This is a genomic window from Sphingorhabdus sp., assembly GCF_044239005.1.
GTDB lineage: Bacteria > Pseudomonadota > Alphaproteobacteria > Sphingomonadales > Sphingomonadaceae > Sphingorhabdus_B.
The window spans coordinates 1-25866 of sequence record NZ_JBIICH010000008.1 but is presented as its reverse complement, the minus strand read 5'-3'; the positions used below and the strand labels follow the sequence as shown (position 1 = coordinate 25866).

Below are 25866 nucleotides of genomic sequence, written 5' to 3'. Positions count from 1 at the left end.
CTATGTTGATGTTGCGTGCAAAAAAGTCCCTGTTTTTCGCCTTGTTGGGTGCTGCGTCGCTTTCCGCGACTCTGGCCGCTACCCCTGCGCCAAGCAAATGGCTTTCCACCGTTTCGGTGACCGATAAAGGCGCGCATGTTTTGGGCAATCCCGCAGCCCCCAATAAGGTTGTCGAATATCTCAGCTACACCTGCGGCCATTGTGCGGACTTCGAATTGAAAGAAGCCCCCGCATTCAAAGCGCAGTCGGTTGCAACGGGCAAAGCCAGCGTCGAAGTGCGAAATATGGTTTTGAACTCGGTTGACTTGACCGCCGCCATGCTTGCCCGTTGCGGTGGCAAGGGCAAATTCTTCGGCAATCAGCGGCATTTGTTCGCAACCCAGTCGATCTGGTTGGGTAAGACCAAAAATATAAGCCCTGAAATACAGGCAAAGCTTAAATCCGCAGATTATGCCGGTTTCATGATTGGCGCGTTCGACGCACTTGGGCTTGGGCCAATCATGCAACAGCGCGGCATCACGCCAGCGCAGGCGAAAGTTTGCCTGGCAGACAAGGCCGCACTAAAAGCGGTTATCGATATGACGGAGGCCGGAGCAGCACTTGGCGTGCGTGGCACGCCGTCATTCATGGTCAACGGCGTCTTGCAAGACCATGTCCATAATACGGCCGAACTGAACGCGGCATTGAAATAACTCGACATCCCAAATTGAAGGATATCCCATGCGTATCAAGACACTCATTTCGACAACACTAGCGGTTTTGGCGCTGGCAGCCTGTAGCGGCGGTGACACAGCGGGCGCGCCAAAAGGCGAACCGATCGCTAAGATAGCAGCGCCCGCCGGCACGGCATGGGTCGATGTTGTTAGCAAAACCGAATTCGGTGGCTATAAAATGGGCAATCCGGATGCGCCCTTGAAGCTGGTCGAATATGGCGCAATTACCTGCCCCGGCTGTGCGCAATTCGCTGTGCAGGCATCAGAAGAGCTGCACGAAATCGTCAACAGCGGCCGCGTGTCGATGGAGTTCCGGCCGTTTCTGGTTCATGGCATTCAGGACGTTCCCGGTTTCCTGCTGGCACAATGCAGCGGTCCTGAGGCATTTTTCCCGCTGACCGACCAGCTATATGCCGAACAGCCAAGCTGGCTGGGCAAAATCAGCACGGTGACCGAGGCAGATCAGCAAGCCATGCAGAAAATGTCGCCAGAGCAAATTGCAACCTTGCTGGGCACGAAAATGGGCCTGATCGAATTCGTAAAGTCGCGTGGCATTAGCGAAGACCAAGCCAAGGCATGTCTGTCGGACAAAGCCGCAATCGATGCCCTGATCAAGACCACGGAGCGCGGTACAAAAGATGACGGCGTAACGGGAACGCCATTCTTCATCCTCAACGGAGCGAAGCTTGACGCCAGTTCGTGGAACCAGGTGAAGACCAAGCTGATCGAGGCTGGCGCGCGCTAAGCATGACTCGGGGGGGCACTGACATAGCCTCATTCGCGAAAGGGGCAGCCCGGTGCGGATAAAGAAGCTGAAACTTGTCGGCTTCAAAAGCTTTGTCGAGCCCGCCGAACTGCGGATCGAAAACGGCCTGACGGGTATCGTCGGGCCGAATGGTTGCGGCAAATCCAACCTGCTGGAAGCGATCCGTTGGGTCATGGGCGAGAGCAGCGCGAAATCGATGCGCGGCGCGGGCATGGAAGATGTGATCTTTGCGGGTACGGCATCCCGCCCGCCGCGTGACTTTGCCGAAGTTACCATCTTGGCGGAACGTAGCGATGATGGTGACGCGGCAACGGACGGTGATCAGGAACTGGAAGTTACCCGGCGGATAGAACGCGGCGCTGGATCAGCCTATCGCTCAAATGGCAGGGACGTGCGCGCCAAAGATGTCGCGCTTATCTTCGCAGACGCCGCCACAGGCGCACATTCGCCTGCCCTCGTCAGTCAGGGCCGGATTGGCGCGATCATCTCTGCCAAGCCACAGGAGCGGCGGCAGATGCTGGAGGAAGCGGCCGGTATCTCCGGACTGCACGTGCGGCGCAAAGACGCCGAACAGAAACTGCGCGCGGCAGAAAGCAACCTTGCACGGCTGGCAACGATCCTTGCCGACATGGACGCCCGCGCGGGGCAATTGCGGCGGCAGGCCAAACAGGCCGAACGCTACCGCACCTTGTCAAAAGACATATTGCAGGCCGAAGCGCGGCTTATTTTCGTGCGTTGGCGCGAAGCCAAGGCTGCGGCTGATGCCGCGCGTGCCGAAGCCAATGCCGCGACGGCCGCCGTAGACAGCGCCGCCGCCACCCAGCGCGCGTTAACCGAGCGGCAACAGGACGCCGTGACCCAATTGGCAAACGCCCGCGCCGTTGCAATGGCCGCACGCGATGCCGCAAATGACGTTTCCAACAAACTCGTCCAACTAACGGGTGAGCAGGAACGGATATTGCAGCGGCAATCGGATTTGTCTGCGCAAGCGTCCCGCATGGCCGAAGATGGCGCGCGTGAGGGCAAGTTAACCCATGACGCGGCCGATGCACTCGCGCATCTTCAGAGCGAGAGCGTAGCGTTATCTGAACAGATCAGGGCGCAGGAAGAAGAGCGCCCTGCCCTGTTGCGCGCGGCCGAAAATGTCGAACGTCAGGCCCGCGAAAGCGAAATTGCCTTGGCAAAGGCCGCCGCCGAGCAAGCCAGAGCCGACGCGGAGTTGCGCGTGGCCGACGCCGCCGTTGCAGCGGCAGTCATGCGTGCGGAGCGGGCAGCAGGTGCCGTTGCGCGCATGGCGAGCGAGCGGGACGCCTTGGGCGATGAATCTGCATGTGAATCTGCCAAAAAATCCGCAGAAGCCAGCGTTGCCACCTTACAAAAGCATTTGCAGGCAAACACCGAAGCCAGCGACTCGGCGGAAACGCGCAGAACCGAATTGATCGCGGCACGCGACGGCGCACAGGCCAGCCTTGCAAGTGCCAAAGCAGAGCTCGCGGGTTTGCTGACCGAGCAAAATGCGCTCGAACGGTCACTTGCCAAAGGGGACGGCGACAAGGCGATTAACCGTATCACAGTTCGGCCGGGCTACGAACGCGCATTGGCCGCTGCGCTGGGTGATGATGCCGATGCCACCATTGGTGGGGATGCCGGACGCCGTTGGCTGGGCGGGACGCCCGCGATGGACGCTTTGGCCGACAATGCGCTGATCCATTATGTCGACGCACCTCAGGAACTGGCGGCACGCCTTTCCCATGTGCGGGTTGTCGAACAAGATAATGGCGCAGCACTGACACCGGGTGAGCGCGTGGTGACGCTTTCCGGGCAATTGCGCCGCTGGGATGGTTTCGCCACCGATGGCGACGGCGCAACGACCGCTGAACTGCTGGTCCGGGCGAACCGACTGGCCGAACTGAATGCATTGATACCGCCCGCTGAAACCGCGTTGGCTGAACAGGCCGAGGCGCTTGCGCAGATGACGGATGCAATCGGCACCGCGCAGGATGCCGTTCGCGCGGCAGCGGCGGCGCGCGCCGAAACCGAAGGGCAATTGCGCCAGGCTCTGCGCGCAGTGGATCAAGCCGAAGATGCTCTGGCCCGGCTTAAATCTGCAAAGGCCGCGTTGCTGGACCGTATGGCGGCCAGCGAACAAGAGCTTGCCGAAGCTAAGTCTGAACAAAGCACGGCAGAAGCCGCCCGTGCCGCGTTGCCAGATGGCACGCACCATTCGGACCTCGTGCAAAAGCTTGTCATCGCGAACGAAGCTGCGCGCGAACTGTTGGCGCGCAATCAGGCGGATTTGTCGTCACTTGAACAGCGCATTGCGCAAATTCGCGAACGACGTGCCGTCGCGCTTGCCGAAATCCGGGGATGGCAGGAACGCGCTGGCGAAGCGGAACGCCGGATCGCCGACATGAACAAGCGCAGCGCAGATATTGCGGCTGAGCAGGAGGCGATGGAGGGGCGGCCCGAAATTCTGGCACGCGAGATTGCGCGCCTGCGCGAAGATAAAGAACAGCTGGCCGAAAAGCTGAATGGCCTTCAAGTCACGGAAAGTGCCTGCGAAAAAACGCTTCGGGAACTGGAAAACGAACTCGCAACCGCGGCAGAGGCGCTCTCCGTTGCCCGCGAGGCCCGCGCTGGCGCAGAAGCACGCGCGGAAAATCAGGAACATCGCCGCGTCGAAATGGGGCGGATATCGGGCGAGCGCTTTGAATGCCCGCCGCCGGTGCTCCCCGAAAAGCTCGGTTTCGATGAACATGCAATGGAAGATGCGTCGGTGGAGTCCGCACGGCTTGACCGGCTGCAAAATGAGCGTGAGCGTATTGGGCCGGTAAATCTGATCGCTGCTGATGAACTCGCCGAGCTTGAGGCGCAACAAGGTACTGGCGCGGCAGAAAGTGAAGAACTTACCCTCGCGATTAACCGCCTGCGCGGGTCCATCGGCAGCTTAAATCGCGAAGGCAGAGCGCGCTTGCTGGCGGCGTTTGAGGCAGTCGATGGACATTTCCGCCGGCTCTTCGCAACGCTGTTCAACGGCGGCCAAGCGCATCTGGCATTGATCGACAGCGAAGACCCGCTTGAGGCAGGGCTTGAGATATTCGCGCAACCGCCGGGCAAAAAGCTCCAGTCGCTGACACTTTTGTCGGGCGGAGAGCAGGCGCTGACGGCGGTCGCGCTCATCTTTGGATTGTTCCTCACCAACCCGGCGCCGATATGTGTTCTTGACGAAGTTGACGCCCCGCTGGACGATGCGAATATCGAACGCTTCTGCGATTTGTTGGAAGCGATGACGCGCGAAACCGACACACGCTACCTGATTGTCACGCACAACGCCGTCACCATGAGCCGAATGCACCGTCTATTTGGCGTAACTATGGTCGAACAAGGCATCAGCCGGTTGGTATCGGTTGACCTTGGTGGTGCGGAACAATTACTGGCTGCGGAATGACTTTACATGGCCCGATCACAAACAGCTTTATTTCGCAACGCCTTCGGCTGAATTACGTCGATTGGGGCAACCCCGATGCGCCGCCGTTGCTTTTGGTCCATGGCGGTCGCGACCATGCGCGCAGCTGGGACTGGGTGGCCGAAGAGCTGCGCCACGATTGGCACATTATTGCGCCCGACCTGCGTGGCCATGGCGACAGCGCGTGGTCACCCGATGGCAATTACGAAATGTCTGCCTTTGTCTATGATCTGGCGCAGCTGATCCACCAGCTGAACCTTGCACCCGTCAGCATCATTGCGCATTCAATGGGCGGCAATATCGCCACGCGCTATGCTGGGCTCTACCCCGAAAATGTCCGCAAGATGGTGAATATTGAGGGGCTTGGCCTTTCCCCCAAAATGCAGGCGGAACGCGACGCGATTGGCATACAAAATCGTTTCCGGCAGTGGATTGACGATAAGCGCAATGCGGCTGGCCGCACCCCGAAACGCTATCCCAATATTGAAGCCGCCTATGAGCGGATGAAGGCTGAAAACAGCTATTTGACCGATGAACAGGCGCGCCATCTGACGGTGCACGGCATCAGCCGGAACGAGGATGGCAGCTGGAGCTGGAAGTTCGACAATTACCTCAACATCTGGGCAATATTCGACATGCCACGCGAAGATCTGCTCGCAATCTGGCAGTCGATCACCTGTCCGATGTTGATGATATATGGTGCCGACAGTTGGGCGTCAAACCCCGAAAAAGATGGCCGCATCGCGCATTTTCCAACGGCAAAAGTCGTCGAATATGAAAATGCTGGCCATTGGTTGCATCATGACCAATTTGACCGCTTCATGGCCGACGTAAAGGCGTTCCTTTAATCGAACATCGCGCGCAAGGCGGATATGGTGTCCGCCTCTTCAGCAGGCTTGTCCCTGCGCAAACGCGATATGCGCGGGAACCGCATAGCCACGCCTGATTTGTGGCGCTTGGATTCATGCACCGCGTCAAACGCAACCTCAAGCACCAGCGACTTTTCCACTTCGCGGACCGGACCGAAACGGGCGACAGTGTTGTTCCGGACGAAGCGGTCGAGCCATTTCAGTTCGTCATCGCTGAACCCTGAATAGGCCTTTCCAACCGGCAACAAATTGCCATCTTCGGTCCAGCAACCAAAGGTATAATCGGAATAATATGAGGAGCGTTTTCCGCTTCCCCGCTGCGCATACATCATCACGCAGTCGGCCACGAGCGGTTCGCGTTTCCATTTGTACCACAAACCGACTTTACGCCCCGCCCGATAGGGCGAATCGCGCCGCTTAAGCATCACGCCTTCAATCGCCGCCTCACGCGCAGCGGCACGGATTTCTGCCAGATGCTCAAAATCGCGCGCCTCGATGACCGCAGATACATCAAACCGCACGGGGTCAAGATTGGCCGTAAACAGTTCAAGCCGGTCGCGCCGCACGGTCCATGGCTGGCTGCGCAAATCTTCCGCACCGTCGAACAATATGTCGTACAGGCGGACAAACACCGGATATTCCGCCTGCATTGCTGCTGTGACATTCTTGCGGCCCAGCCGTTGCTGCAACGCATTGAAGCTGGCGGCCTCGCCGCCCTGCACGTCGCCGCGTACCAGCAATTCGCCGTCGACCACGCCGACGCCATTGAACGCCGCCGCTATTTCGGGAAACGACCCCGTCACTTCGTCACCGCCGCGGCTGAACAAGCGGGTTTCGCCGCCGGTCGACGCAATCTGGATACGGATGCCATCCCATTTCCACTCGGCGGCAAATTCATCAAGATGCACGCTGCCATCCTCAAGCGGATGCGCGAGCATGAAGGGCCGGAAAAACGCGCTGTCGGCGGGATCGGGTCGTGCGGTCCGCCCTTCGCCCCATGCAAAAAGCTCGGTGTATGGTGGGCGAAGCGCGTGCCACACCTCTTCAACATCGTCGACGGACACGCCAAAGGCTTGCCCGAAAGCGGTCTTGGCAAGACGCGCAGATATACCCACCCGCATGCCGCCCGTTGCAAGCTTCAGCAGCGCATAACGGCCATTGGCATCCAACCGGTCCATCAACTCCGCCAACACCGCCGGAGCGCGCGCGCGGCTGGTACTGTTCAGCAAGTCGATGACTTCGGACACGGTCGGTGCGACATCGCCGCCGCCCTTGTCTGGCCACATCAGCGCGACCGTTTCGGCAGTATCGCCAACATAATCGCGGCTCATGCGGAACAGCATCGGGTCGAAACGTTCCTCTGCCATCGCGCGAATGGCCGCAGGTTTGACGGTGGCAATGTTCAACGTTCCGGCAAGTGCCGCCAAAGCCCAACCGCGATCGGGGTCAGGCGTTATACGCAGATAATCGGCGATCAGGCGGATCTTCAAATCGCGCGACCGCGTGTAGATCAAACCATCGATGAGCGCGGCAAAGGCTTGCATCAGCCTTCATCCTCATCTTCGCGGCCAACCAGATCAAGCGCGCGCGCCTTTAACTGGTGCAATTCACACCAACGGCCAAGCGCATCGGTGCGGCCATGGGTAATCCAGGTTTCTGAAGGGCGCAGTTCAAGCAGCGTATCGGTCAATTCGTTCCAGTCGGCATGGTCTGAAATAACCAAAGGCAGTTCGACATTGCGCTGTCGTGCGCGTTGCCGCACGCGCATCCACCCCGATGCCATGGCGGTTATGGGTTCGGGCAGGCGCTGTGCCCATCGGTCATTCATCGCAGACGGCGGCGCAATAACAATCGCGCCTTTCAATTCCGATTTGGCAAGGCCAGTTGCCATGATGAGTTCGCCCAGCGGCACATTGTGCGCGGCATATAGCTCGCACATTTTCTGCATCGCGCCATGGATATAAATGGGGGCATCGTAACCCGCCCTACGCAGTTCAGCGATGACCCTCTGCGCCTTACCCAACGCATAAGCACCCACGATAATGCAGCCATCAACATTGGCTTCGCGGGCGGCGAGCAACTTGGCAATCTCGTCCTCAATCGGAGGATGCGTGAATACGGGAAGGCCAAAGGTTGCTTCGGTAATCAAAACATCGCAGGCAACGGGTTCAAACGGGGTGCATGTCGGGTCAAAGCGCCGCTTATAATCCCCGGTCACGACAACCCGTTCACCGGCATGTTCAAGCAATATCTGCGCCGACCCAAGCACATGCCCCGCGGGGTGAAAGCTTATCTTAACACCGCCATGTTCGAACCCCTCGCCATAAGGCACTGGCGTGCCCATTTCGGTTCCATATCGCAGCGCCATGATCGCCAGCGTCTCAGGTGTCGCCCACACCGCGCCATGACCGCTGCGTGCATGGTCCGCATGGCCATGGGTGACAAGTGCGCGTTCGGCAGGACGCGACGGATCAATCCACATGTCTGCAGGCTTCACATAGATGCCATGCGCGCGCGGCTCTATCCAATGTTGGGCGGCGGTTCGGGAGATATGGGCTGTCCTTTTCTGGAACAGAATATGGGCAGTGGCAGGCGCGATGTAAACAGCATGCGGCAGCGAAAGTTCACGGCCGCAGCCCGCGCACGCCGCAACTTCGTCGCGGACCTATCGAAAGCCCGCTAAACTATCGGTGCCCGTCAGATGGCCTCGACGTAAAACAGCAAACAGGTTTCGGGATGCGCGTGTGGCAGCTGCAACCCGCCATGCATCAACGCGGCACCGCTCAACGTCGCGCCGTCCTGATTTAGCCCAAGCTTCTCGATTGCCGATGGCCCCTTAATGGCTTGCCAGATTGTCGGCCAGATCAGCTTGACCAGATAATTTCGGTCTGGGTCCAAGCCCGCAAACCGCAAACGTTCAGGCAAAACCTGCGGATCGCTCAAGACATAAGCGACCGAATACAAAGCCTCGGAACGGTCACGCGCGACCACGCCGCTTGCAATGATCTGCGGTGCCGTATCGATCCGGACCAAGCCGCCATCATGCAGCATCGCACGGTGGCGCTTATGCAAGGCGATGGCAGACTTTAGCGTATCGAGGTCGCCCTGCCGCTCGGTCAACAGGTTGAGTTCAAGCCCCATATGCCCCGTGAATGCGGTGGCAGCGCGCATGTCCATCGACAGCCTGCGTCCACTCACATGGCATCGCGCAGGTCCCACATGACAGCCCATCACTTCGGGCGGCAGGAAAAAGCTAGCGCCGCGTTGGATATATTGCCGGTCAAGCGCATCATTGCTGTCGGACGTCCAGACGCGGTCACTATGCGCCAGCACACCCATATCGGCGCGCGCACCGCCCGATGAGCAGCTTTCAATTTCGACATCGGGATGCGCGGCGCGTACGCGATCCAGCAGCGCGTAGAGCGCCGCTACCTGTGCGAACGCCTTCGCAGTGCCGGATGCACCGCCTGGATGGCTTAGGTCGCGGTTCATGTCCCATTTGATGTAGCGTATATCGTGATCGCGCAGCACCGCATCGATGGCGTGGAATATATAGTCCGCGACTTCGGTCCGGCTGATGTCCAGCGCAAGTTGCGACCGGAACGGCACTTGATCTACGCCGTCGACACCCAGCACCCAATCGGGATGTGCGCGGTACAGTTCGCTGTCGGGGTTGACCATTTCGGGTTCAAACCAAAGTCCGAATTCCATGCCCAACGCCGTCACATGATCAACCAAGGGCTTTAGGCCGTCGGGGTACACATCGGCGGACACGGTCCAATCACCAAGCCCGGCGCGGTCATGCCGCCTGCCGCCGAACCATCCGTCATCCAGAACAAAGCGTTCGACGCCAATGTCCGCGGCGCGCGTGGCCAGTTCTTTCAGCTTTGCGACATCTTGGTCGAAATACACCGCTTCCCACGTGTTATAATGCACTGGCCGCGGCTTGGCGCGCATCGTTGGCCGCAGCAATTTCGTCCGAACATGTTCATGGAATTTGCGGCTAAGCGCGCTGAAACCATCGGTACTATATGCAGCAACAATTTCGGGGCTCGCGAAGGTTTCACCTGGTGCCAGCCGAACCTCCCCGGGCAGCAACAGCGCACCAAGGCTGGTCAACACGCGTCCATCGGTGAGCGTGTCCACACGCAGGCGATGGTTCCCGCTCCATGCCAGATGGAAGCCATATGCCTCACCCGCACTTTCGTTCGTGCCAGGCGTCGCCAAAAGCATGCCGGGATAGCTGAAATGCGAGGTACGGCCGCTACGGTTTTCCCGCAAATATGTGCCTGCGCTGCGCTTCACCCGATCTTGGGTAAATTCCTGAGTCCAGCGGCCGGTAAATCCGATAATCTCGGTCATATGCTCAGGCACAGGCAGGCAGGCCGTCATCACGTCAGTCACATCGATCGCCGTCGCGCCATAATTGGTCAAATGCGTGCGGATGCGTAGAACGCCCGTGGCCGGATCAAAATCAATGTCATATGCGAGGCCAAGCCGCGTGCGTTCATCACGGCATATGATTTTCGCGCCATGCGGCCTGCTTTCGACTTTGCCGACGTCGAAAAGACTGCACCAATCCTTGCCCTCGCGATGCGCAGCAAAGCCTTGCATCATCGGGTGGCCTAGGCCGGGTTCCATCGCCAAAGATAGCGGCAGCGCAACATCTGCGACGCCGTGCATAGCCTGCCGGAAAAACAGGCTTTCCATCTGCGCCGCATCGACAATTTCGGGCAACGCTGCGCCCCAATAGATCACCGACGGCGGCGCGCCCTTGGCGCAGGCCAAGATCAATGTCGCGTCCGGGGCATCAAATCGCAAATGGTCCAACTCATGCTCCCCAGAAATTCCGTTGGCCGTCGCGACCCATTTGTTACTTTGTGTTTTGTATATAGCCGTTTAACCGGCATATTATCAAAAAAGCAAAAGCACAGCTTTGCAACGAAAATCATCGGGGGGATGGATGTTCGAGACAACCAACAGCGCGGCGCAAATCGGCATATTCGTTTTTCTCACTATGCTCATCGCCATCCTCACATACTGGAAAGTGCACGGCAAGGGTGCCCAGCGGGCGCAGGACGCAGGTTCCACCAAAGAGGTGTTCCTTGCAGGCGGCGGCCTAACATGGCTGTTTGTCGCAGGCTCGATTACGCTCACCAACCTGTCGACCGAACAACTGGTCGGTATGAACGGCAATCAGATGCTGCTGCTCGCATGGTGGGAGATTTCGGGCTTCGTTGGCCTGTTAATCTTGGCCTATGTTTTTGTACCGATTTATTACCGCAACAATTGCACGACAGTGACAGAATTGCTGGAACGCCGGTACAAGGGCGGCAGCATACGCACCGTAATTTCGGCGCTGTTTCTGCTGGGCAATATCCTGATCTATCTTCCCGCTGCGCTCTATTCGGGCAGCCTGTTTTTGAAATCAATGTTCGGTGTCGATTGGTCGCTGATCTGGTTTGCCGCACCGATGGCGATTATCGCTGCCATCTACACCATCACCGGCGGCTTACGCGCAGTTGCGGTTATGGACACTTATTCCGGCATCGGCGTGCTGGCGATTGCGTTTTTGGTGGTCATATTGGCACTGGCTGCGGTCGGCTTTGACTTGTCCACTGTGCCGGCCGAACGCACCTCAATGATTGGCAGCATCGATTCCCCCATCCCGTTTCACACATTGTTCACGGGCATGATTTTCATCCAGATATTCTATTGGTCGACCAATCAGAATATCACCCAAAAAGCGATGACCGCGCCGACCGTCAAGGAAGCGCAAAAGGGTGTGCTCGCCGCCGCCGCCGTCCGTATCCTCATCATCCCCGCCATCGTCGTCATTCCGGGCGTGGTTGCCTATAAGCTGTTCGGTAGCTTGGGCGATGCGGCTTATGGAAAGCTTGTGGCGCATGTGTTGCCCGGTTGGATGTCCGGCGCATTTGCCGCCATGATGATGGCCGCCGTTATCGCGCATACCAGCGCTATATTGAACAGTTCGGTGGCGTTATACGCGGTCGATTTTCATGACAAATTCATCCGCCCGGTTGCCAACCACTGGCGGCTTGCGGCGATTGTATCGATTATCCTGACGGTCACGTCGGTCCTGCTCGTTCCGGTCTACGAAAATGCAAAAAGCATCATCAACCTGTTGCAGCAACTCAACGGCCTATCCTCAATGCCGATCCTATCGGCATTCATTACCGGGCTGCTTTTCCGGAATATGGATGCGCGGGCAGCGATTGCCGGGCTGGTTTGGGGCGTTGCGCTTTATGCGTTCCACAATTTCATTTTGTACGTGCCCGACACGCTTTATGCAGGCGAAACATTTTACCAGCATATGGGAATCGGCTGGCTGCATTATATTGACGTTATGGCGATTGTCCTTGTGACCTGTGTGTTGACCGCCTTGACGGTGAACCGCATCATCTTTGGCAATCGGGCCGTATTTATCTGGAGCAAGGAAGGACGCCGGCTTTCGGCGATTGAGGCATGAGCGAATATATCATTGTTATCGACGAAGGCACGACATCGACCCGCGCCGTTCTGTTTGCCGCCGACGGCACTGCCGTAGATAGCTGCCAGCGCCCGCTGACCCAGCATTATCCGGCGCCTGGCCTTGTGGAGCATGATGCCGAGGAAATCTGGAAGCTAACGCTGGAATGCGCGCAGACCATTATTGCAAAAGCAGGCGGTGCCGACCGCATTGCGAGCATTGGCATCACCAACCAGCGCGAGACCATTGTGTTCTGGGACAAGCGCACGGGCAAGCCGCTTGCCCCTGCGATTGTATGGCAGGACCGCCGCACCGCAGACATATGCGCGGCGTTGAAGGAACAGGGCGAAGAGCCCGTTGTTCAGGCCAAAACCGGCCTGTTGCTCGATCCCTATTTCTCTGGCTCCAAAATCGGCTGGGCCTTGGAAAACTGGCCGCAGCTAAAGGATGTCGGCGCGCATCTCGCGGTAGGTACGGTCGAAAGCTATCTTGTATTTCGCCTGACGGGCGGCGGCCATATCACCGATGCAACCAACGCATCACGCACAGCGTTGATGGCAATTGGCAGCGGCGGATGGGACGACGGACTTACCGACCTGTTCGGCGTACCGCGCGACATATTGCCCGAAATAACCGACTGTGCAGGCGATCTTGGCACGACATTGCCGGAACATTTTGGCGGCCCCATCCGCATTGCAGGGATGGCGGGGGACCAGCAAGCGGCCACCATCGGCCAAGGCTGCTTTGCCGTTGGCCAGACCAAGGCAACTTTTGGCACAGGCGCATTTGTGCTGACGCAAACGGGCACGACATTGCGCCAGTCGCGCAACCGTCTGCTGTCGACGATATTGTATCAATTGGGCGGTGAGCGGCATTACGCGCTGGAAGGATCGGTATTTGTCGCAGGAAGCCTCGTCCAATGGCTGCGCGATGATCTGGGGCTTATTGCGCATGCTGCGGACACCGAGACACTGGCGCGCAGCGTTTCCGACAATGGCGGCGTATATCTTGTACCCGCATTGTCGGGCCTTGGCGCGCCGCATTGGCGCCCCGATGCGCGGGCCAGCATCAGCGGTCTCAGTTTCTCGGCGACCAAGGCGCATGTCGCCCGCGCCGCGCTGGAGGCGATGGCCCACCAGACCCATGACCTGAAAACTGCATTTGCTGCGGACGGTGCCGATTGGGCGGAACTGCGCATCGACGGTGGCATGGTTGCCAATGACTGGATGGCACAAGACCTCGCCGACATGCTCGCCATAGATGTCGAACGTCCGGCCTTTGTCGAAACGACGGCACTTGGCGCGGCAATGCTCGCTGCTGTTGGATGCGGAATTTATAAGTCGCTGGAAGATGCAGCTGTCATGCGCGGCGGCGTGCAGCGCTTTATACCCAATATGGAAAAGGATGCACGCGACGCGCGGCTGGCCGGTTGGTCAAACGCCCTTGCGCGTGTCCTTCAATAGTCCAAGTCCAAGTCCAAGTCCAAGTCCAAGTCCCAGTTCACAACATCTTAACCATCTGACTGCAATGTAGAGCCGCCCATGTGGCGAACGGCATCGACAGGACCCGAAGATGGATAATTTGCGCGGATTTGAACCGTTTGGATCAGACCTTGATGCTGATTTACCCGCTTATACCCTTTTTGAGGACGAAGACGCAGCAATAGAGCCGCCACCATTCATATCTCGCGACGAACGCCGGATGCAGGTTCGCGCGTTAAATTTTTGGACGTCGCAGCTCCACGACAGAAATTTCCCAAGCATCGAAGAACTCGATCCATCGGCCATCGAAGATTTCCGCGACTACGGCGTTCTTCTCGATTTTACCTCGGGCATCGAAAATCCGTCCATTGAATATCTTGGCGATACATTGCGCGCCGAATGCGGCTTAAGCGCGGACGTCACTTATCTGGATGAAGTTCCCCGAAACTCGCTGCTGTCGCGCATTACCGACCATTATTTGCAAATCATTGCCAACCATGGGCCCATCGGCTTCGAAGCCGAGTTTGTGAACGATCGCGGCAATGTCCTCATGTACCGCGGCATTTTGCTGCCCTATTCGACGGACGATGACACGATCGATTTCATTTACGGCGTCATCAACTGGAAAGAAACTGCGCCTGCAGACATTAGCGAACCGTTGCAGATTGAAGTTGAACACGCGCGCGCAGCGTTGCCGCCGCGGCAGGAACATGTCCCTATCTGGGCCGATGCCCCGATGGCGGAGCAGCCAGATGATGCAGCGCCATGTGATGACGTACAAAGCGATGAACCCTATCCGCTGCAGACGATAGCAGCCGATGAAAATGCAAGCCTTGCCGACTGGCTGGATACCGCACGGCAATGTGCAGAACAGGCGCGCGATGCAGATCTTCGGACGCGCGATGCGTTGTATCAGGCGATTGGACAGGCGTACGACTTTGCCTTGATTGCCGCTAATCACCCTGCCGATTATGCAGAACTGCTCCATGATGCAGGCCTGAAAACACAGGAACGCGCGCCATTTACGCCAATCGTTAAGCTTGTTTTTGGTGCAGGCTATGACAAGACCCGCTTAACCGAATTTGCCACAGCGCTTCAATTTGCGCAGCGCAATGCCGTTCCGATGGGGACGTTCGCCACTATTCTCGCTGGCTTTGACGGCGGCTTGAAAGCCATTGTCGCCGCCGAACGTCGCGCCAAGAAAATCGCGGCAGGCGTCGATCCGACCACGGCGGCAACCGACGACCCACATGCGCGTTTGCGATCTGCGCGCAAGCGTGACCTCAGCGAATTTGCAGGCGCAGGCGACGAATTTGTTCTGCTCGTTGCCCGCCGCGATGCCGATGGCAGCGTTGCGATTGTCGGCTCAGTTCAAGGCGACGCCATGTTCACCGAAAAGGCATTGCGTAAAGCCGACGTCTGACTTGTTTCGAAGGGCATTAATGCTTAACGCGTTGGTCAGATGACTGACGCTCTTGCCCTTGATTATGCCCAACGCCTGATATCCTGCGAAAGCGTGACACCAGCGCAGGGCGCCGTATTTGACGCGCTGGAGGACATGCTGAAGCCTTTGGGCTTTCGCGTTGACCGTTTTGTATCGGGCAGTGGTGATGACAATCCAGCGCATGGCGCGCCTGTCGAAAATCTGTTTGCCATTCGCGAATCCGGTGGGCGTCACTTCGCCTTTGCCGGGCATCTTGATGTCGTACCGCCGGGCGCTGGCTGGGCGAGCGATCCTTTCGTTCCGCAGATAAAGGGCGATTTACTTCACGGTCGCGGCGCAGTCGATATGAAGGGCAGCATCGCCGCATTCGTCGCGGCATTGCACGAGATACCGGCTGACGCAGGGACAATCAGCCTGATCATTACGGGTGATGAAGAAGGGCCAGCGATTTACGGCACCCGTGCTTTAATCGATCATATGCACGCGCTTGGCACGATCCCCGATGCCTGCCTTGTCGGCGAACCCACCAGCGTGAACCGGCTTGGCGACATGATGAAAATCGGCCGCCGTGGGTCCGTGAATATGTGGATTTCGGTTGCAGGAACCCAGGGCCATGTCGCCTATCCGCATTTGGCCGATAACCCCATCCCAAAGCTCGTGGCGATCTTGTCGGAGATCGAAGCGATTACGCTGGATGCGGGCACGGATTGGTTCCAGCCAAGCAATATTGAAATCACGGACCTGGCTGTCGGCAATAAAGCAACCAACGTCATTCCGGCAAAGGCAGAAGCCAGATTGTCGATCCGGTTCAACGACCTGCAAAGCGGCGAGGCGCTTGTTGCGCGGATGCAAGAGCTTGTCGAAAAGGGCGGCGGCAAGCTGACCGCCATGATTTCGGGCGAAGCGTTCCTGACCCCGCCGGGTGAATTATCGGCGGCCATTTCGGAAGCTGTCGAGGGCGTTATGGGCATTACACCCGAACCATCGACCACGGGCGGAACTTCCGATGCGCGGTTCCTGACGAAAATCTGTCCGGTCGTTGAATTCGGGCTGTGCAACGCAACAATGCATAAGTTGGACGAGGCAGTGGCCATTGCGGACCTCACTGCGCTCACGGAAATCTACCGGCGCGTCGCGATCCGGATGCTTGGCAGCTAGCTTTTCAGCATAATATACAGCGCGCCTGCCCCGCCATGCCGGGGGTGCGCGTTGCGGACCGCAGAGATACTCCGCGCGTGGCGTGACGCCGCCAGCCAATCGCGCACAACGGCGGCAATCGCGCCCCTGCCCTGACCACTTGCGCGATCATGCGCGCGTTGCTTGCCCGTCACCAAAAGGACGACCTTCATCCTTTGCGCTATCGCCTGTTCAAGCGCGCCATCGAGCCGCGCATAGGCACCAGACAACGAAGCGTCATGCAAATCCACGCTGACATCGGGCATGATGCTGCCGCGCGTGATCCGTCGGTCCCAATGACCATCCAGATTGTGCGGAACAGGCGCAATCTTGCTTTGCGGTGCCGGAGCAATCTTCGCAGCTTCGCTACGTATCGGCTTGGGCTTGGTATTCAAATGCTTGGCCAAGAGCGCTTTGTCCGACGCGGCCGCAACCACGGGCGGTGCCTTTGCTTTGGTTACATGTATTGGGCTGACGGTGGCGACAACTTTCCCCCACAGTGCCTTTTCATTGCTGTCCAAATGCCGCGCCATGGCGAATTTATAGCCCGAGCCGGGTGACTACCGCCTTGGGTAAGAAAATCAGCGCCGCGCCGCGTGCCGCCATACCGCCAGCGATGGCACGTGCACGGTCTCCTGCCCCCCAAAATGTATCAATCCGGTTTGCGCCCTTGATCGCGCCGCCGGTGTCTTGCGCCACCCAAATGCCGTTGGGTTCGGCCCGGTCCATCGACAGCCACAATGGCGCACCCAGCGGGATAAACTTGACGTCCACGGCGACGCTTGCTTCGCCCACGACAGGATAGCCCATTGCGCCAAGCGGCCCAGCGCCCGTTAGTTCGCGGAAAAACACAAAGCTTTTATTTTCCTGCATGACTTTGCGGCCCTCTTCAGGATTGGCGCGCAAATAGGCGACAATGCCCTGCATCGAACCATCGGTGATGAGACCGCGATCCTTCATCAACCGGCCAATGCCGGTGTAGCCACGCCCGTTTTGGCTTTCATAGCCAATACGCATCACGCCGCCATCGGGCAGCCTTAGCCGCCCTGACCCCTGAATTTGCAGGAAGAAGAATTCGATGGGATCATTGGCATATGCGATTTCAAGGCCGCGGCCTGCCAAAGAGCCATTTTCAATCGCGGCGCGATCGTCATATTGCACCAGCTTGGTGCCACTGACTTTACCCCGGATGTTCTTGCCCTTTAAATCATCGGAAAACAGCCCAAGGTCGACATCAATCAGGTCCGATGGCCGTTTGTAGATCGGCACTTCACAACCCGCCTGCCGCGTGCGGCACCCTGCGATCTCAGGTTCATAATAGCCTGTGGCGAACGCCTTGCCGTTACCAACTTGCACCGCGTCCATATGCGCCGCGAAGAAGGATATCGCGTCACCCGTCCATGTTTTTACAGCGTCGCATGCGGGAACCCAGTCGGCACCTTGCGTAAGGCCGCTGCTGTCAGTGCGCCGAACAAGGCCCGGGCAGCTGGTGCGGAAACTATCCATGGCAAGCTGTGCCTTGCGGGCATCGACCTGCAGTGATCCAATTTCTGGCCCACGCACCACGCCCAAGCTCGCCGCCGTCGAACCGTCGCCTGTCGGGACGGGCGCAGTCAGCGTTGCCGCAGGCGTAGATGGAATGGGTTTGGCTGCCTTTTCCAGCAAACCGGCGTCAGGCGATCGACGCGATGCACCTGTCGATGCGGTCGGCACCCCATTTGAGATGATGCCGCCCGAACAAGCGGACAGGGTAAGAGCAGATAAGCCTAAAGCAAAAAGGGCGCGTTTCATCGCCCGGGTGAATCAGACCGAGTCGGTTTCGTCAAGCTTCCAGTTGCGGCTGGTTGACTTAACATCGCGCATGAACGTCCAGATATCATGCGTTTCAACAGCGTCGGTCATCGAACCACCGATGATATTTCCATCGGCGTCCTTCACCATCGCGGCGATGTCGGCATCAAACCTAACGGTAACACGTGCCATTGGATGGTCGTAGCTTGCATCCACAACACGTACTTCGTCGATCCGCACCAATCGGTTCGCCAATGTCTCGCCGCGCGCTTCGCGACCGTCAATGGCCTCGGCAAAGCTATCAAATACATCATCGTCGCACAGGAAACGGAGCGCTTCCTTGTCACCACGCCAATAAGCCTCCAGCACCATTTTATAGGCGGATTTCGATCCTTCTATGAACAGCGCAAGATCAAAGCTCCGGTCCGCATTGGCAATTGCCTTGATGCCGCTTTGCGCAGCCATATCGACATTTGAGATGTCATTCGCCAGAATGGCGGCTGCGGCATCAGTGCTTGCCGAAGGTTGGCGCAGCATAGGCTGGGCAGTCGTTTCAATCGGACGGCGCGCAACGGGTTCCTGTTCGTGACCCGTGCGTTTACCAAGCACCGAATATAGCCGAAGGCCGAGGAACGCTGCAACAAGAGCAAGCAATACAATAGTGAACGTCACAACGCCTCCATGCGCCAAATAAGTCCGGCATATAATTTCGATGGTATGGAATATCTCCCATCCAGCTCCGCCTCAATACCATATAAGCACTAATGCCGAGGGTTCAAAGGGCTTTACCCAAAGAAAAGTGCGGCTTGCCGCATGTGCAACAATGATTGCCCTTTGCCGGTCACCCTGCTAGGCGCGACGGCCATAAGGGGGCGCGATTTGGCGTCCATGTCAATCAATAGGAAAGCACGACATCACATGGCTGACGAAGCAGGCACCATCGTTTCCGAAAATGTAAAAGCCAATGGCGCAGATACCGCACCTGCGGTGGGTATGTTGAACCAATATATCAAGGACTTGTCGGTAGAAAACCCGCATGCGCCGCATAGCTTTAACTGGGAAGTGACCCCGCAAATCGACGTCCAGGTGAACATTCTGGCCAATGCCATCACGGATGAAGTGCACGAAATCACCTTGAAGCTCGCGGTCAAAGCCGAAAGCGACAATGGCGTCCATTTCTCGGTCGAGCTCGAGTACGGCACGCTATTTGGTCTGCGCAATGTCAGCGACGAGCAAGCGCACCCGTTCCTTTTCGGTGAAGCACCGCGTTTGATGTTCCCATTTGCACGCCGGATTGTTGCCGATGCCGTTCGCGACGCAGGCTATCCACCGCTCGTTCTCGAACCGATCGATTTCAACGCATTGTATATCCAGCAGATCACGCAAGCACAGCAGATGGCAGAAACGCAGCCTGCAGGCGAAGCCTGAATCCGTAGGCACCAGGTGAACATATGAGCCTGGTTCGAAACAGCATTACCATTGGGGGGCTGACTCTGGTCAGCCGCGTGCTTGGCCTTGTGCGCGATATGTTGATGGCGCGCTATGTCGGTGCAGGCCTTGCGTCCGACGCGTTTCTGATAGCGTGGCGACTGCCCAATCTGTTTCGTGCATTGTTCGCTGAAGGCGCATTCGCGGCGGTTTTTGTACCTCTGTTCAACAAGAAAATGACCGAGGCTGAACGCGAAAAGGCGCAAATGGGCCTCACCGCCGCGCGCACATTCGCGAGCCAAGTGCTGTCGGTGCTATTCCCATTTCTGGTGCTGTTCACAGGCGTCATGATGCTGGCTGCTGGTCCCGTTGTATGGGCCATGACCGGCGGGTTTCCCGATGGCGGGCCGGAGAAATTTGCGCTCGCTCGGCATCTTACCATAATCACCTTTCCTTATCTTGCGCTGATCTCATTGGTGTCGCTGCTGGGCGGCATATTGAATTCGCTGAACCGTTTCTGGGTTAATGCCGCCGCGCCGATATTGCTGAATATCTGCATGATTATCGCGCTGATTTTCTTCCGTGGTGACAGCGAAGTTGAAACGGCGGTCACGCAGGCGATAGCGGTCACCGTATCCGGCGCGCTCCAATTGCTTTGGCTCATGTGGGCATGCCACCGCGCGGGGGCCAGCCTGAAGCTTGCGTTGCCGCGTCTAACGCCCGACGTAAAATTGATGCTCGCCTTGATTGCGCCAGCGGCGATTGGCCAAGGCGCCATTCAATTCAACCTTCTGATCTCCACGTCGCTCGCGGCGCGGTTCTTGCCAGAAGGGTCGGTATCATGGCTCTATTATGCAGACCGTTTGAACCAGCTGCCATTGGGATTGATTGGCATCGCGATTGGTACAGCTATACTGCCTGCGCTTTCGCGGCAAATCGCCGGAGCCGATAGCAAGGCAGCGTCCGACACGCAAAATCGCGCCGTCGAACTGGCGTTGTTCTTTGCGATGCCTGCAACGGCGGCTCTGATCGTTTCGGCGATACCAATCGTCCATGGCATATTTGAACATGGCGCGTTCACCGCCGCCGACACGCGGGGGACCGCCGCCGTCCTGATGGCGTTTTCAGCTGGCGTGCCGGCTTATGTCCTCATCAAGGTGCTGACGCCGGGATTTTACGCGCGCAGCGACACCAAAACGCCGCTGCGGTTGGCTTTGTGGTCGATGTTGGTGAACCTCATCGGTAACCTCATTCTCATTTGGCCGCTGGCACATATTGGCGTTGGCGTTGCGACTGCGATATCGGCCTGGGTCAATGTCGCTTTGCTATGGTTCACCTTGCGCAAACGCGGGCATATCGCGGTCGATGCGCGGCTCAAGCAAAAGGCGTGGCGCATTGTTCTGGCTGCAGCATTGATGGGTGTCGCCCTGTTTTTCGGCAATGAAATCATTGAGGACCAATTGGGCACGGGATTGTGGCGGCGCATCGCTGTGCTGTCGGTTCTCGTCACTGCTGGTGGCGGCGTCTATGCTCTAGCCATATTGCTTTTCGGCGCTTACCGCATTCAAGAATTGAAATCCCTTTTCCGCAGGCGTGCAGCATCGCCCGCGGCCAATATAAGCGAGTAATCATCATGCGCGTCGTTTCTGGCATTCAACCCACCGGCAATCTGCATTTGGGCAATTATCTGGGTGCGATCCGCAACTGGGTAAAGATGCAGAATGAAATGGAATGCCTGTATTTCCTTGCCGATTTACACGCGATTTCCATGCCGCATGTTCCGGCCGAATTGACGGCAAACACGCGCGAGATGGCCGCGGCCTTGCTTGCGTGCGGACTGGACACCGACAAAGCGATATTGTTCAACCAAGCGCAGGTCCCTGCCCATGCGGAGCTACAGTGGCTGCTCACCGGCACTGCGCGCATGGGTTGGCTGAACCGCATGACGCAGTTCAAGGACAAGTCGGGCAAGAACCGCGAAGGCGCGAGCATCGCGCTGTTCACCTACCCCGTGCTTCAGGCTGCCGACGTCTTATTGTATCAGGCGACGCATGTTCCGGTCGGCGAAGACCAAAAGCAGCATTTGGAACTTGCGCGCGACATTGCCCAGAAGTTCAACACCGATTTCGGAAACGGCACCGATATCTTCTCCTTGCCTGATCCCATCATTCCCAAGGAAACTGCGCGCATCATGTCGCTACGCGATGGCAGTTCGAAAATGTCGAAGTCTGATCCGAGCGATATGAGCCGGATTAACCTGATCGACGATGCCGACACCATCCTGAGCAAAATCAAGAAGGCCAAGACCGATCCTGAGCCGCTTCCGTCTGAGCCTGCGGGCCTTGAAGGCCGCCCCGAGGCGAAAAATCTCGTCGGCATTTATGCCGCCTTTGCCGAAGAGACCGTCGAGGCAACCCTATCGCGTTTTGGTGGTCAGGGCTTTGGCGCATTCAAACCGGCCTTGGCAGAAATCGTCATTGAACATCTGCGTCCCATTTCCGAACGCTTCGCGGTTCTGAAGGATGATCATGAGCAAATAGACGCGGCGCTTGCCAAGGGGGCCGCGAAAGCGCGTGAACTTGGCGGACCGACGTTGAAGGCAGCGTATGCCGCGCTTGGTCTGCTGCGCTAAATTGTGCGCTAGTGCCGTTCAACCACAGTTCAGCGAAACTATCCTAAACAAACCGCGTTATGCTATAGACGGCGTTCAGTCGCTGCTTTGAGGATTTGAAATGATAAAAAAGGTCGCAACTTTTCTTGCTCCGATAGCAATGCTGGCACTTGGTGCCTGTGCAACGCCGTTTAACGCTGATGTCTCACGGTTTCAGCAATTGCCTGCACCGCAAGGCCAGACCTTTGTTATCCGCGCGGCCAACCCGGACAATGCAGGCGGCATTGAATTCGGCCAATATGCGGCTTTGGTTGCAAGCGAGCTTCAGGAAATTGGTTATGTACCCGCGTCGGGCGCAAATGCCGATATGACCGTCTCGCTCGATTATGCGGTCGATCAGGGCAAGGAACGCAATGTCGTTCGCCAAGATCCATTTTATGACCCTTATTGGGGCTTTGGCAGCTTTTACCGGCCCTATGTCGTGCGTACCCGTCGCGGCGCGCGTTACGTCGTCGGCTATTATGATCCATTCCTGTATAGCGGCTTCAACCGCCCCTATGAAATCGACAGCTTCACGGTATTCACGGCCAATCTCGATATGAAGATTGACCGTAATGGTGACGGCAAGCGCTTGTTTGAAGGCAAGGCCGAGGCCAAGTCACGGTCAAACAAGTTGCCATATCTGGTACCAAATCTGGTTGAGGCCATGTTTACAGGATTTCCCGGCAATGGCGGTGAAACGGTCCGTATCTCGGTTGCGCCAGAGGAAAAGCGCTAACGCTTTCAACTAAGCACGCGGCAAAATCGGCTAAGCTTGCGGATCAGACCCCGCAACTCAGCTCGGTTTGGCCATAGGCCGTGCCCTCACCGCGCGTACCAGATATGCCGGCGTAAAGTTCCGTTGCCTTGAATATGCCATCGGGCCCAATGTTAAACCCATTGTCGCGAAAAACGGCGATGACCTTGGCGGGCTGGTCGGCGAAATATAGCGACTGCGATTCATAATGCTGGCCAAGCGCCGTAAGCGATAATCCATCAAATGAACGGCGCAGGCGCGCATAGCTGCTTTTGCCCTCGACCTTGGCATAGGCTTTTTCGCGCGCAGCCTCATTAGCATATTCCTTGGCTTCCAATGCTTGCCATTGCGCCCGAAGCCGCGCGCTAATTTTGTTGAATTCCGCGCCAATTTCGCCGCTGAAGGCACATGTTTGCGGATTAAATCCAATGGCAATCGGCTTTCCGCCCAAGCGCGCCAATATGGATTTTCCATCGGCCAAATAGCCATAGCGATTGTCCGGAAGCTTCACCTCAATGAAGTTGTCGGCGGTAAGGCCAACCAGTTTTAGCGGGGTGTCTGCGCGCACACGATCAATCAACGCGCTATCCGGCGCCGTCGTCGCCCACACATCAACGGGCATATCCACAACCCATGATTGATCGTTCAGAAAAGTGACGAGCTCTGGTGGTTTCGACGGTGAAAGATTTACCATAGCGATGAAGCCATTGCCGTCGCTCAATGCAATCCAGCCATCGCCGGGTGGTGAGCCCGGCTGAACAACGCCTGTCACTTGCGAACCGCGCGGTAATTTACCCAATATGACGCTTTCAGACGTGCTCGGCTTGTCGCGAATATTCGCTTCAGTCATTGTGAAGAAAATTTCGGCCGCGGCCGTCGCGCTTTCGCTCTGCTCGGCCGTTGGCTTTGCCGAACCGTTCTGCATGTCATCAAGGACGAACAGCCAAAAATATAAACCCACGAAAACGAGCAGAATAATAAGCGCCGCGACAGGCATCGCCCGTGAACGTTTAGGGGCGGCCCGGGACACAGGTCGCGCTTTCAGCGCAGCGCCGCAATGGCCACAAAATCGCGCGCGAACCGCATTTGCCGACCCGCATGACGCACAAGATTGTCCCATCGCATCCCTTCCGATTCCCCATCCGTGGATAGGCTCTGGAAAGGATGTTGAAAAGGGTGGATTACGCTTCGAGCTGACGGAGCAGCGCGCGGACATCATTGTCCATGTCGCTGTCCTGCTGACGCAAGCCTTCAACCAAGCGCACGGCGTGAATTACCGTCGAATGATCACGTCCGCCAAATTTGCGTCCGATTTCCGGATAGCTGCGCGGTGTCATGACCTTTGCGAGATACATGGCGACCTGGCGCGGACGGACAACGGCGCGCGCTCGGCGCTTCGATGACATTTCGCTCCGATCGATGCGATAATATTCGCATACCGCACGCTGGATTTCGTCGATGGTGATACGGCGGCGGCAAGCGCTCAAAATATCTTTCAACTGCTCTTCAGCCAAGGTCCGGGTGACTGGCTTGCCAGTCAACTGGGCATATGCGAGCAGCTTGTTCAGGCCGCCTTCGAGTTCGCGTACGTTACGGCTGATGGTGCGGGCCAGAAATTCGATTACATCTTCACCAACTTGTGCTTCGGGCATGTTGGCAAGGCGCTGTTCAAGAATGAGGCGGCGCAGTTCAAGGTCCGCTGGCTGAATGTCCGCGACCAGACCCATCGACAGACGCGACAGGATACGCTGATCAACACCGTCCAGCGCTTGCGGCGCGCGGTCGGCAGCAACGACGAGGCGTTTGCCGGCACCGATGATGGCGTCGATGGTGTGGAGGAACTCTTCCTGCGTCGATACCTTGCCGATGATGAACTGAATATCGTCGATCAACAGCACATCGACGGCACGCAAGCGCGCCTTGAATTCCATGACTTCCTTGCGCCGCATCGCGGTCACAAATTCCATCATGAACTTTTCCGCAGACATATAAATGATCTGCGCGTCGGGGTTCACTTCGGCATAAGCATGACCGATGGCATGCATCAGGTGAGTTTTACCCTGACCCGTTGCCGCTTGAAGATAAAGGGGATTGAAAAGCGGCTTGTCTTTCGACGCGACGCGTTCTGCAGCGCTGAGCGCGAGAACATTGGTTTGGCCTTTAACGAAATTCGCAAATGTCATCCGCGGATCAAGAGCGGAACGTGGCGGCAGAGCATCATTCGCTTCTTGCGCGACGATGCGTTCAGCGTTTGTCGACGCACGGAGCAATTCAACGCGCGGTGCACCGGGGCGTGTGCGGATCTTCAGCTGCTTCACGCTTTTATTGGTGCTCGACCAAGCCAAACGCAGGCGATCGGCATAATGATCCGACACCCAACTTGCAGAAAAATCGGAGGGTAAAAGAAGTTCGAGCGTACCCGTCAGGTCACAAAAGTCGCCAAGGGTGATGGAGCGAATCCATTGGCCATATATTTGCGCGCCCAAATCGCGACGCAAGCCAGATGAGATTGTCTGCCAATCGCCATCAAAACGGGATTTCAAAGTCAGGCCGGCATTTTCGCCATGTGATTGATCTAATGTCATATGCGATACTGATTTATCTTCGGCCAACGTGCCTGCCCCCAATTTTCCACCCCATCCAGACCAACACAACCGCGCGCTATCTGCCCACATGCGAAGCACACAGACAGTCACTGTGCATTTGTTGCCAAATGCAGCAGTCGCGATGTCTGATTCTCCATGTGAGGCACTGCCCGACTGTCGTCATGCATTGCTGGAAACAGTTTCTTAGACCGCTCGAAACGAGTCGATCAAGTGCAGCGCTGCAAAAAAA

General features: G+C 57.5%; 20 protein-coding genes. 12 read left to right on the top strand and 8 right to left on the bottom strand.

The annotated features are described in order from the left end of the window. Positions 1–8: 8 nt before the first annotated feature. The 4 genes from ACILQA_RS01300 to ACILQA_RS01285 are packed head-to-tail and all read left to right on the top strand — an operon-like array spanning position 9 to position 5793. Positions 9–692: a thioredoxin domain-containing protein gene (locus ACILQA_RS01300; protein WP_395628058.1), complete on the top strand. Its 684-nt coding sequence runs from the start codon at positions 9–11 to the stop codon at positions 690–692. A 28-nt stretch (positions 693–720) separates the two neighbouring features. Continuing rightward, positions 721–1458: a thioredoxin domain-containing protein gene (locus ACILQA_RS01295; RefSeq protein ID WP_395628057.1), complete on the top strand. Its 738-nt coding sequence runs from the start codon at positions 721–723 to the stop codon at positions 1456–1458. Positions 1459–1510: 52 nt separating this feature from the next. Next, complete coding sequence (locus tag ACILQA_RS01290; RefSeq protein ID WP_395628056.1) at positions 1511–4927, top strand: chromosome segregation SMC family protein; 3417 nt, start codon at positions 1511–1513, stop codon at positions 4925–4927. Further along, a complete protein-coding gene (locus ACILQA_RS01285; RefSeq protein WP_395628055.1) occupies positions 4924–5793 on the top strand; it encodes an alpha/beta fold hydrolase in 870 nt (289 codons plus the stop codon). The genes ACILQA_RS01290 and ACILQA_RS01285 overlap by 4 nt, the downstream gene beginning before the upstream one ends. On the opposite strand, the gene ACILQA_RS01280 is transcribed toward ACILQA_RS01285, so the two are convergent. From ACILQA_RS01280 to ACILQA_RS01270, 3 genes are all read right to left on the bottom strand, one after another. Next, positions 5790–7358 (bottom strand): cisplatin damage response ATP-dependent DNA ligase, encoded by a 1569-nt coding sequence (locus tag ACILQA_RS01280; protein ID WP_395628054.1) that lies wholly within the window; start codon positions 7356–7358, stop codon positions 5790–5792. The genes ACILQA_RS01285 and ACILQA_RS01280 overlap by 4 nt on opposite strands. Next, the gene (locus tag ACILQA_RS01275; protein ID WP_395628065.1) at positions 7358–8365 is read right to left on the bottom strand and encodes a ligase-associated DNA damage response exonuclease; all 1008 of its coding nucleotides are present in this window, start codon (positions 8363–8365) and stop codon (positions 7358–7360) included. The genes ACILQA_RS01280 and ACILQA_RS01275 overlap by 1 nt, the downstream gene beginning before the upstream one ends. A gap of 146 nt (positions 8366–8511) precedes the next feature. Next, positions 8512–10644, bottom strand: a complete 2133-nt coding sequence (locus ACILQA_RS01270; RefSeq protein WP_395628053.1) for an alpha-galactosidase — start codon at positions 10642–10644, stop codon at positions 8512–8514. Positions 10645–10777: 133 nt separating this feature from the next. Between ACILQA_RS01270 and ACILQA_RS01265 the strand changes: the two genes are divergently transcribed. From ACILQA_RS01265 to dapE, 4 genes are all read left to right on the top strand, one after another. Then, the gene (locus ACILQA_RS01265; RefSeq protein ID WP_395628052.1) at positions 10778–12304 is read left to right on the top strand and encodes a sodium:solute symporter family transporter; all 1527 of its coding nucleotides are present in this window, start codon (positions 10778–10780) and stop codon (positions 12302–12304) included. After that, the gene (locus tag ACILQA_RS01260) at positions 12301–13767 is read left to right on the top strand and encodes an FGGY family carbohydrate kinase (protein ID WP_395628051.1); all 1467 of its coding nucleotides are present in this window, start codon (positions 12301–12303) and stop codon (positions 13765–13767) included. The genes ACILQA_RS01265 and ACILQA_RS01260 overlap by 4 nt, the downstream gene beginning before the upstream one ends. A 109-nt stretch (positions 13768–13876) precedes the next feature. Beyond that, complete coding sequence (locus tag ACILQA_RS01255; RefSeq protein WP_395628050.1) at positions 13877–15208, top strand: hypothetical protein; 1332 nt, start codon at positions 13877–13879, stop codon at positions 15206–15208. A gap of 39 nt (positions 15209–15247) precedes the next feature. Then, complete coding sequence (dapE, locus tag ACILQA_RS01250) at positions 15248–16387, top strand: succinyl-diaminopimelate desuccinylase (protein ID WP_395628049.1); 1140 nt, start codon at positions 15248–15250, stop codon at positions 16385–16387. Here dapE and ACILQA_RS01245 read toward each other — a convergent pair. The 3 genes from ACILQA_RS01245 to ACILQA_RS01235 are packed head-to-tail and all read right to left on the bottom strand — an operon-like array spanning position 16384 to position 18868. Beyond that, on the bottom strand, positions 16384–16926 hold the full coding sequence (locus tag ACILQA_RS01245) for a Smr/MutS family protein (protein WP_395628048.1): 543 nt from the start codon (positions 16924–16926) through the stop codon (positions 16384–16386). The genes dapE and ACILQA_RS01245 overlap by 4 nt on opposite strands. A gap of 19 nt (positions 16927–16945) precedes the next feature. Further along, complete coding sequence (locus ACILQA_RS01240) at positions 16946–18196, bottom strand: murein transglycosylase A (protein ID WP_395628047.1); 1251 nt, start codon at positions 18194–18196, stop codon at positions 16946–16948. 12 nt (positions 18197–18208) lie between these two features. Continuing rightward, complete coding sequence (locus ACILQA_RS01235; RefSeq protein WP_395628046.1) at positions 18209–18868, bottom strand: Tim44/TimA family putative adaptor protein; 660 nt, start codon at positions 18866–18868, stop codon at positions 18209–18211. A gap of 246 nt (positions 18869–19114) precedes the next feature. Between ACILQA_RS01235 and secB the strand changes: the two genes are divergently transcribed. The 4 genes from secB to ACILQA_RS01215 all read left to right on the top strand — a co-directional run bounded on the left by secB (position 19115) and on the right by ACILQA_RS01215 (position 23013). Continuing rightward, complete coding sequence (secB, locus tag ACILQA_RS01230; RefSeq protein ID WP_395628045.1) at positions 19115–19624, top strand: protein-export chaperone SecB; 510 nt, start codon at positions 19115–19117, stop codon at positions 19622–19624. A gap of 23 nt (positions 19625–19647) precedes the next feature. Continuing rightward, positions 19648–21252 carry a murein biosynthesis integral membrane protein MurJ gene (murJ, locus tag ACILQA_RS01225; RefSeq protein ID WP_395628044.1) on the top strand — a complete coding sequence of 535 codons (1605 nt, stop codon included), beginning with the start codon at positions 19648–19650 and terminating at the stop codon, positions 21250–21252. 5 nt (positions 21253–21257) lie between these two features. After that, on the top strand, positions 21258–22256 hold the full coding sequence (gene trpS / locus ACILQA_RS01220; RefSeq protein ID WP_395628043.1) for a tryptophan--tRNA ligase: 999 nt from the start codon (positions 21258–21260) through the stop codon (positions 22254–22256). Positions 22257–22356: 100 nt separating this feature from the next. After that, entirely contained in the window at positions 22357–23013 is a 657-nt protein-coding gene (locus ACILQA_RS01215) for a DUF4136 domain-containing protein (RefSeq protein ID WP_395628042.1), read from the top strand. Positions 23014–23056: 43 nt separating this feature from the next. Here ACILQA_RS01215 and ACILQA_RS01210 read toward each other — a convergent pair whose 3' ends face one another. Both ACILQA_RS01210 and dnaA read right to left on the bottom strand, forming a co-directional pair. Further along, positions 23057–23992: a hypothetical protein gene (locus tag ACILQA_RS01210; RefSeq protein ID WP_395628041.1), complete on the bottom strand. Its 936-nt coding sequence runs from the start codon at positions 23990–23992 to the stop codon at positions 23057–23059. A 220-nt stretch (positions 23993–24212) separates the two neighbouring features. Continuing rightward, on the bottom strand, positions 24213–25616 hold the full coding sequence (dnaA, locus tag ACILQA_RS01205) for a chromosomal replication initiator protein DnaA (RefSeq protein ID WP_333568919.1): 1404 nt from the start codon (positions 25614–25616) through the stop codon (positions 24213–24215). Positions 25617–25866: the final 250 nt, after the last annotated feature.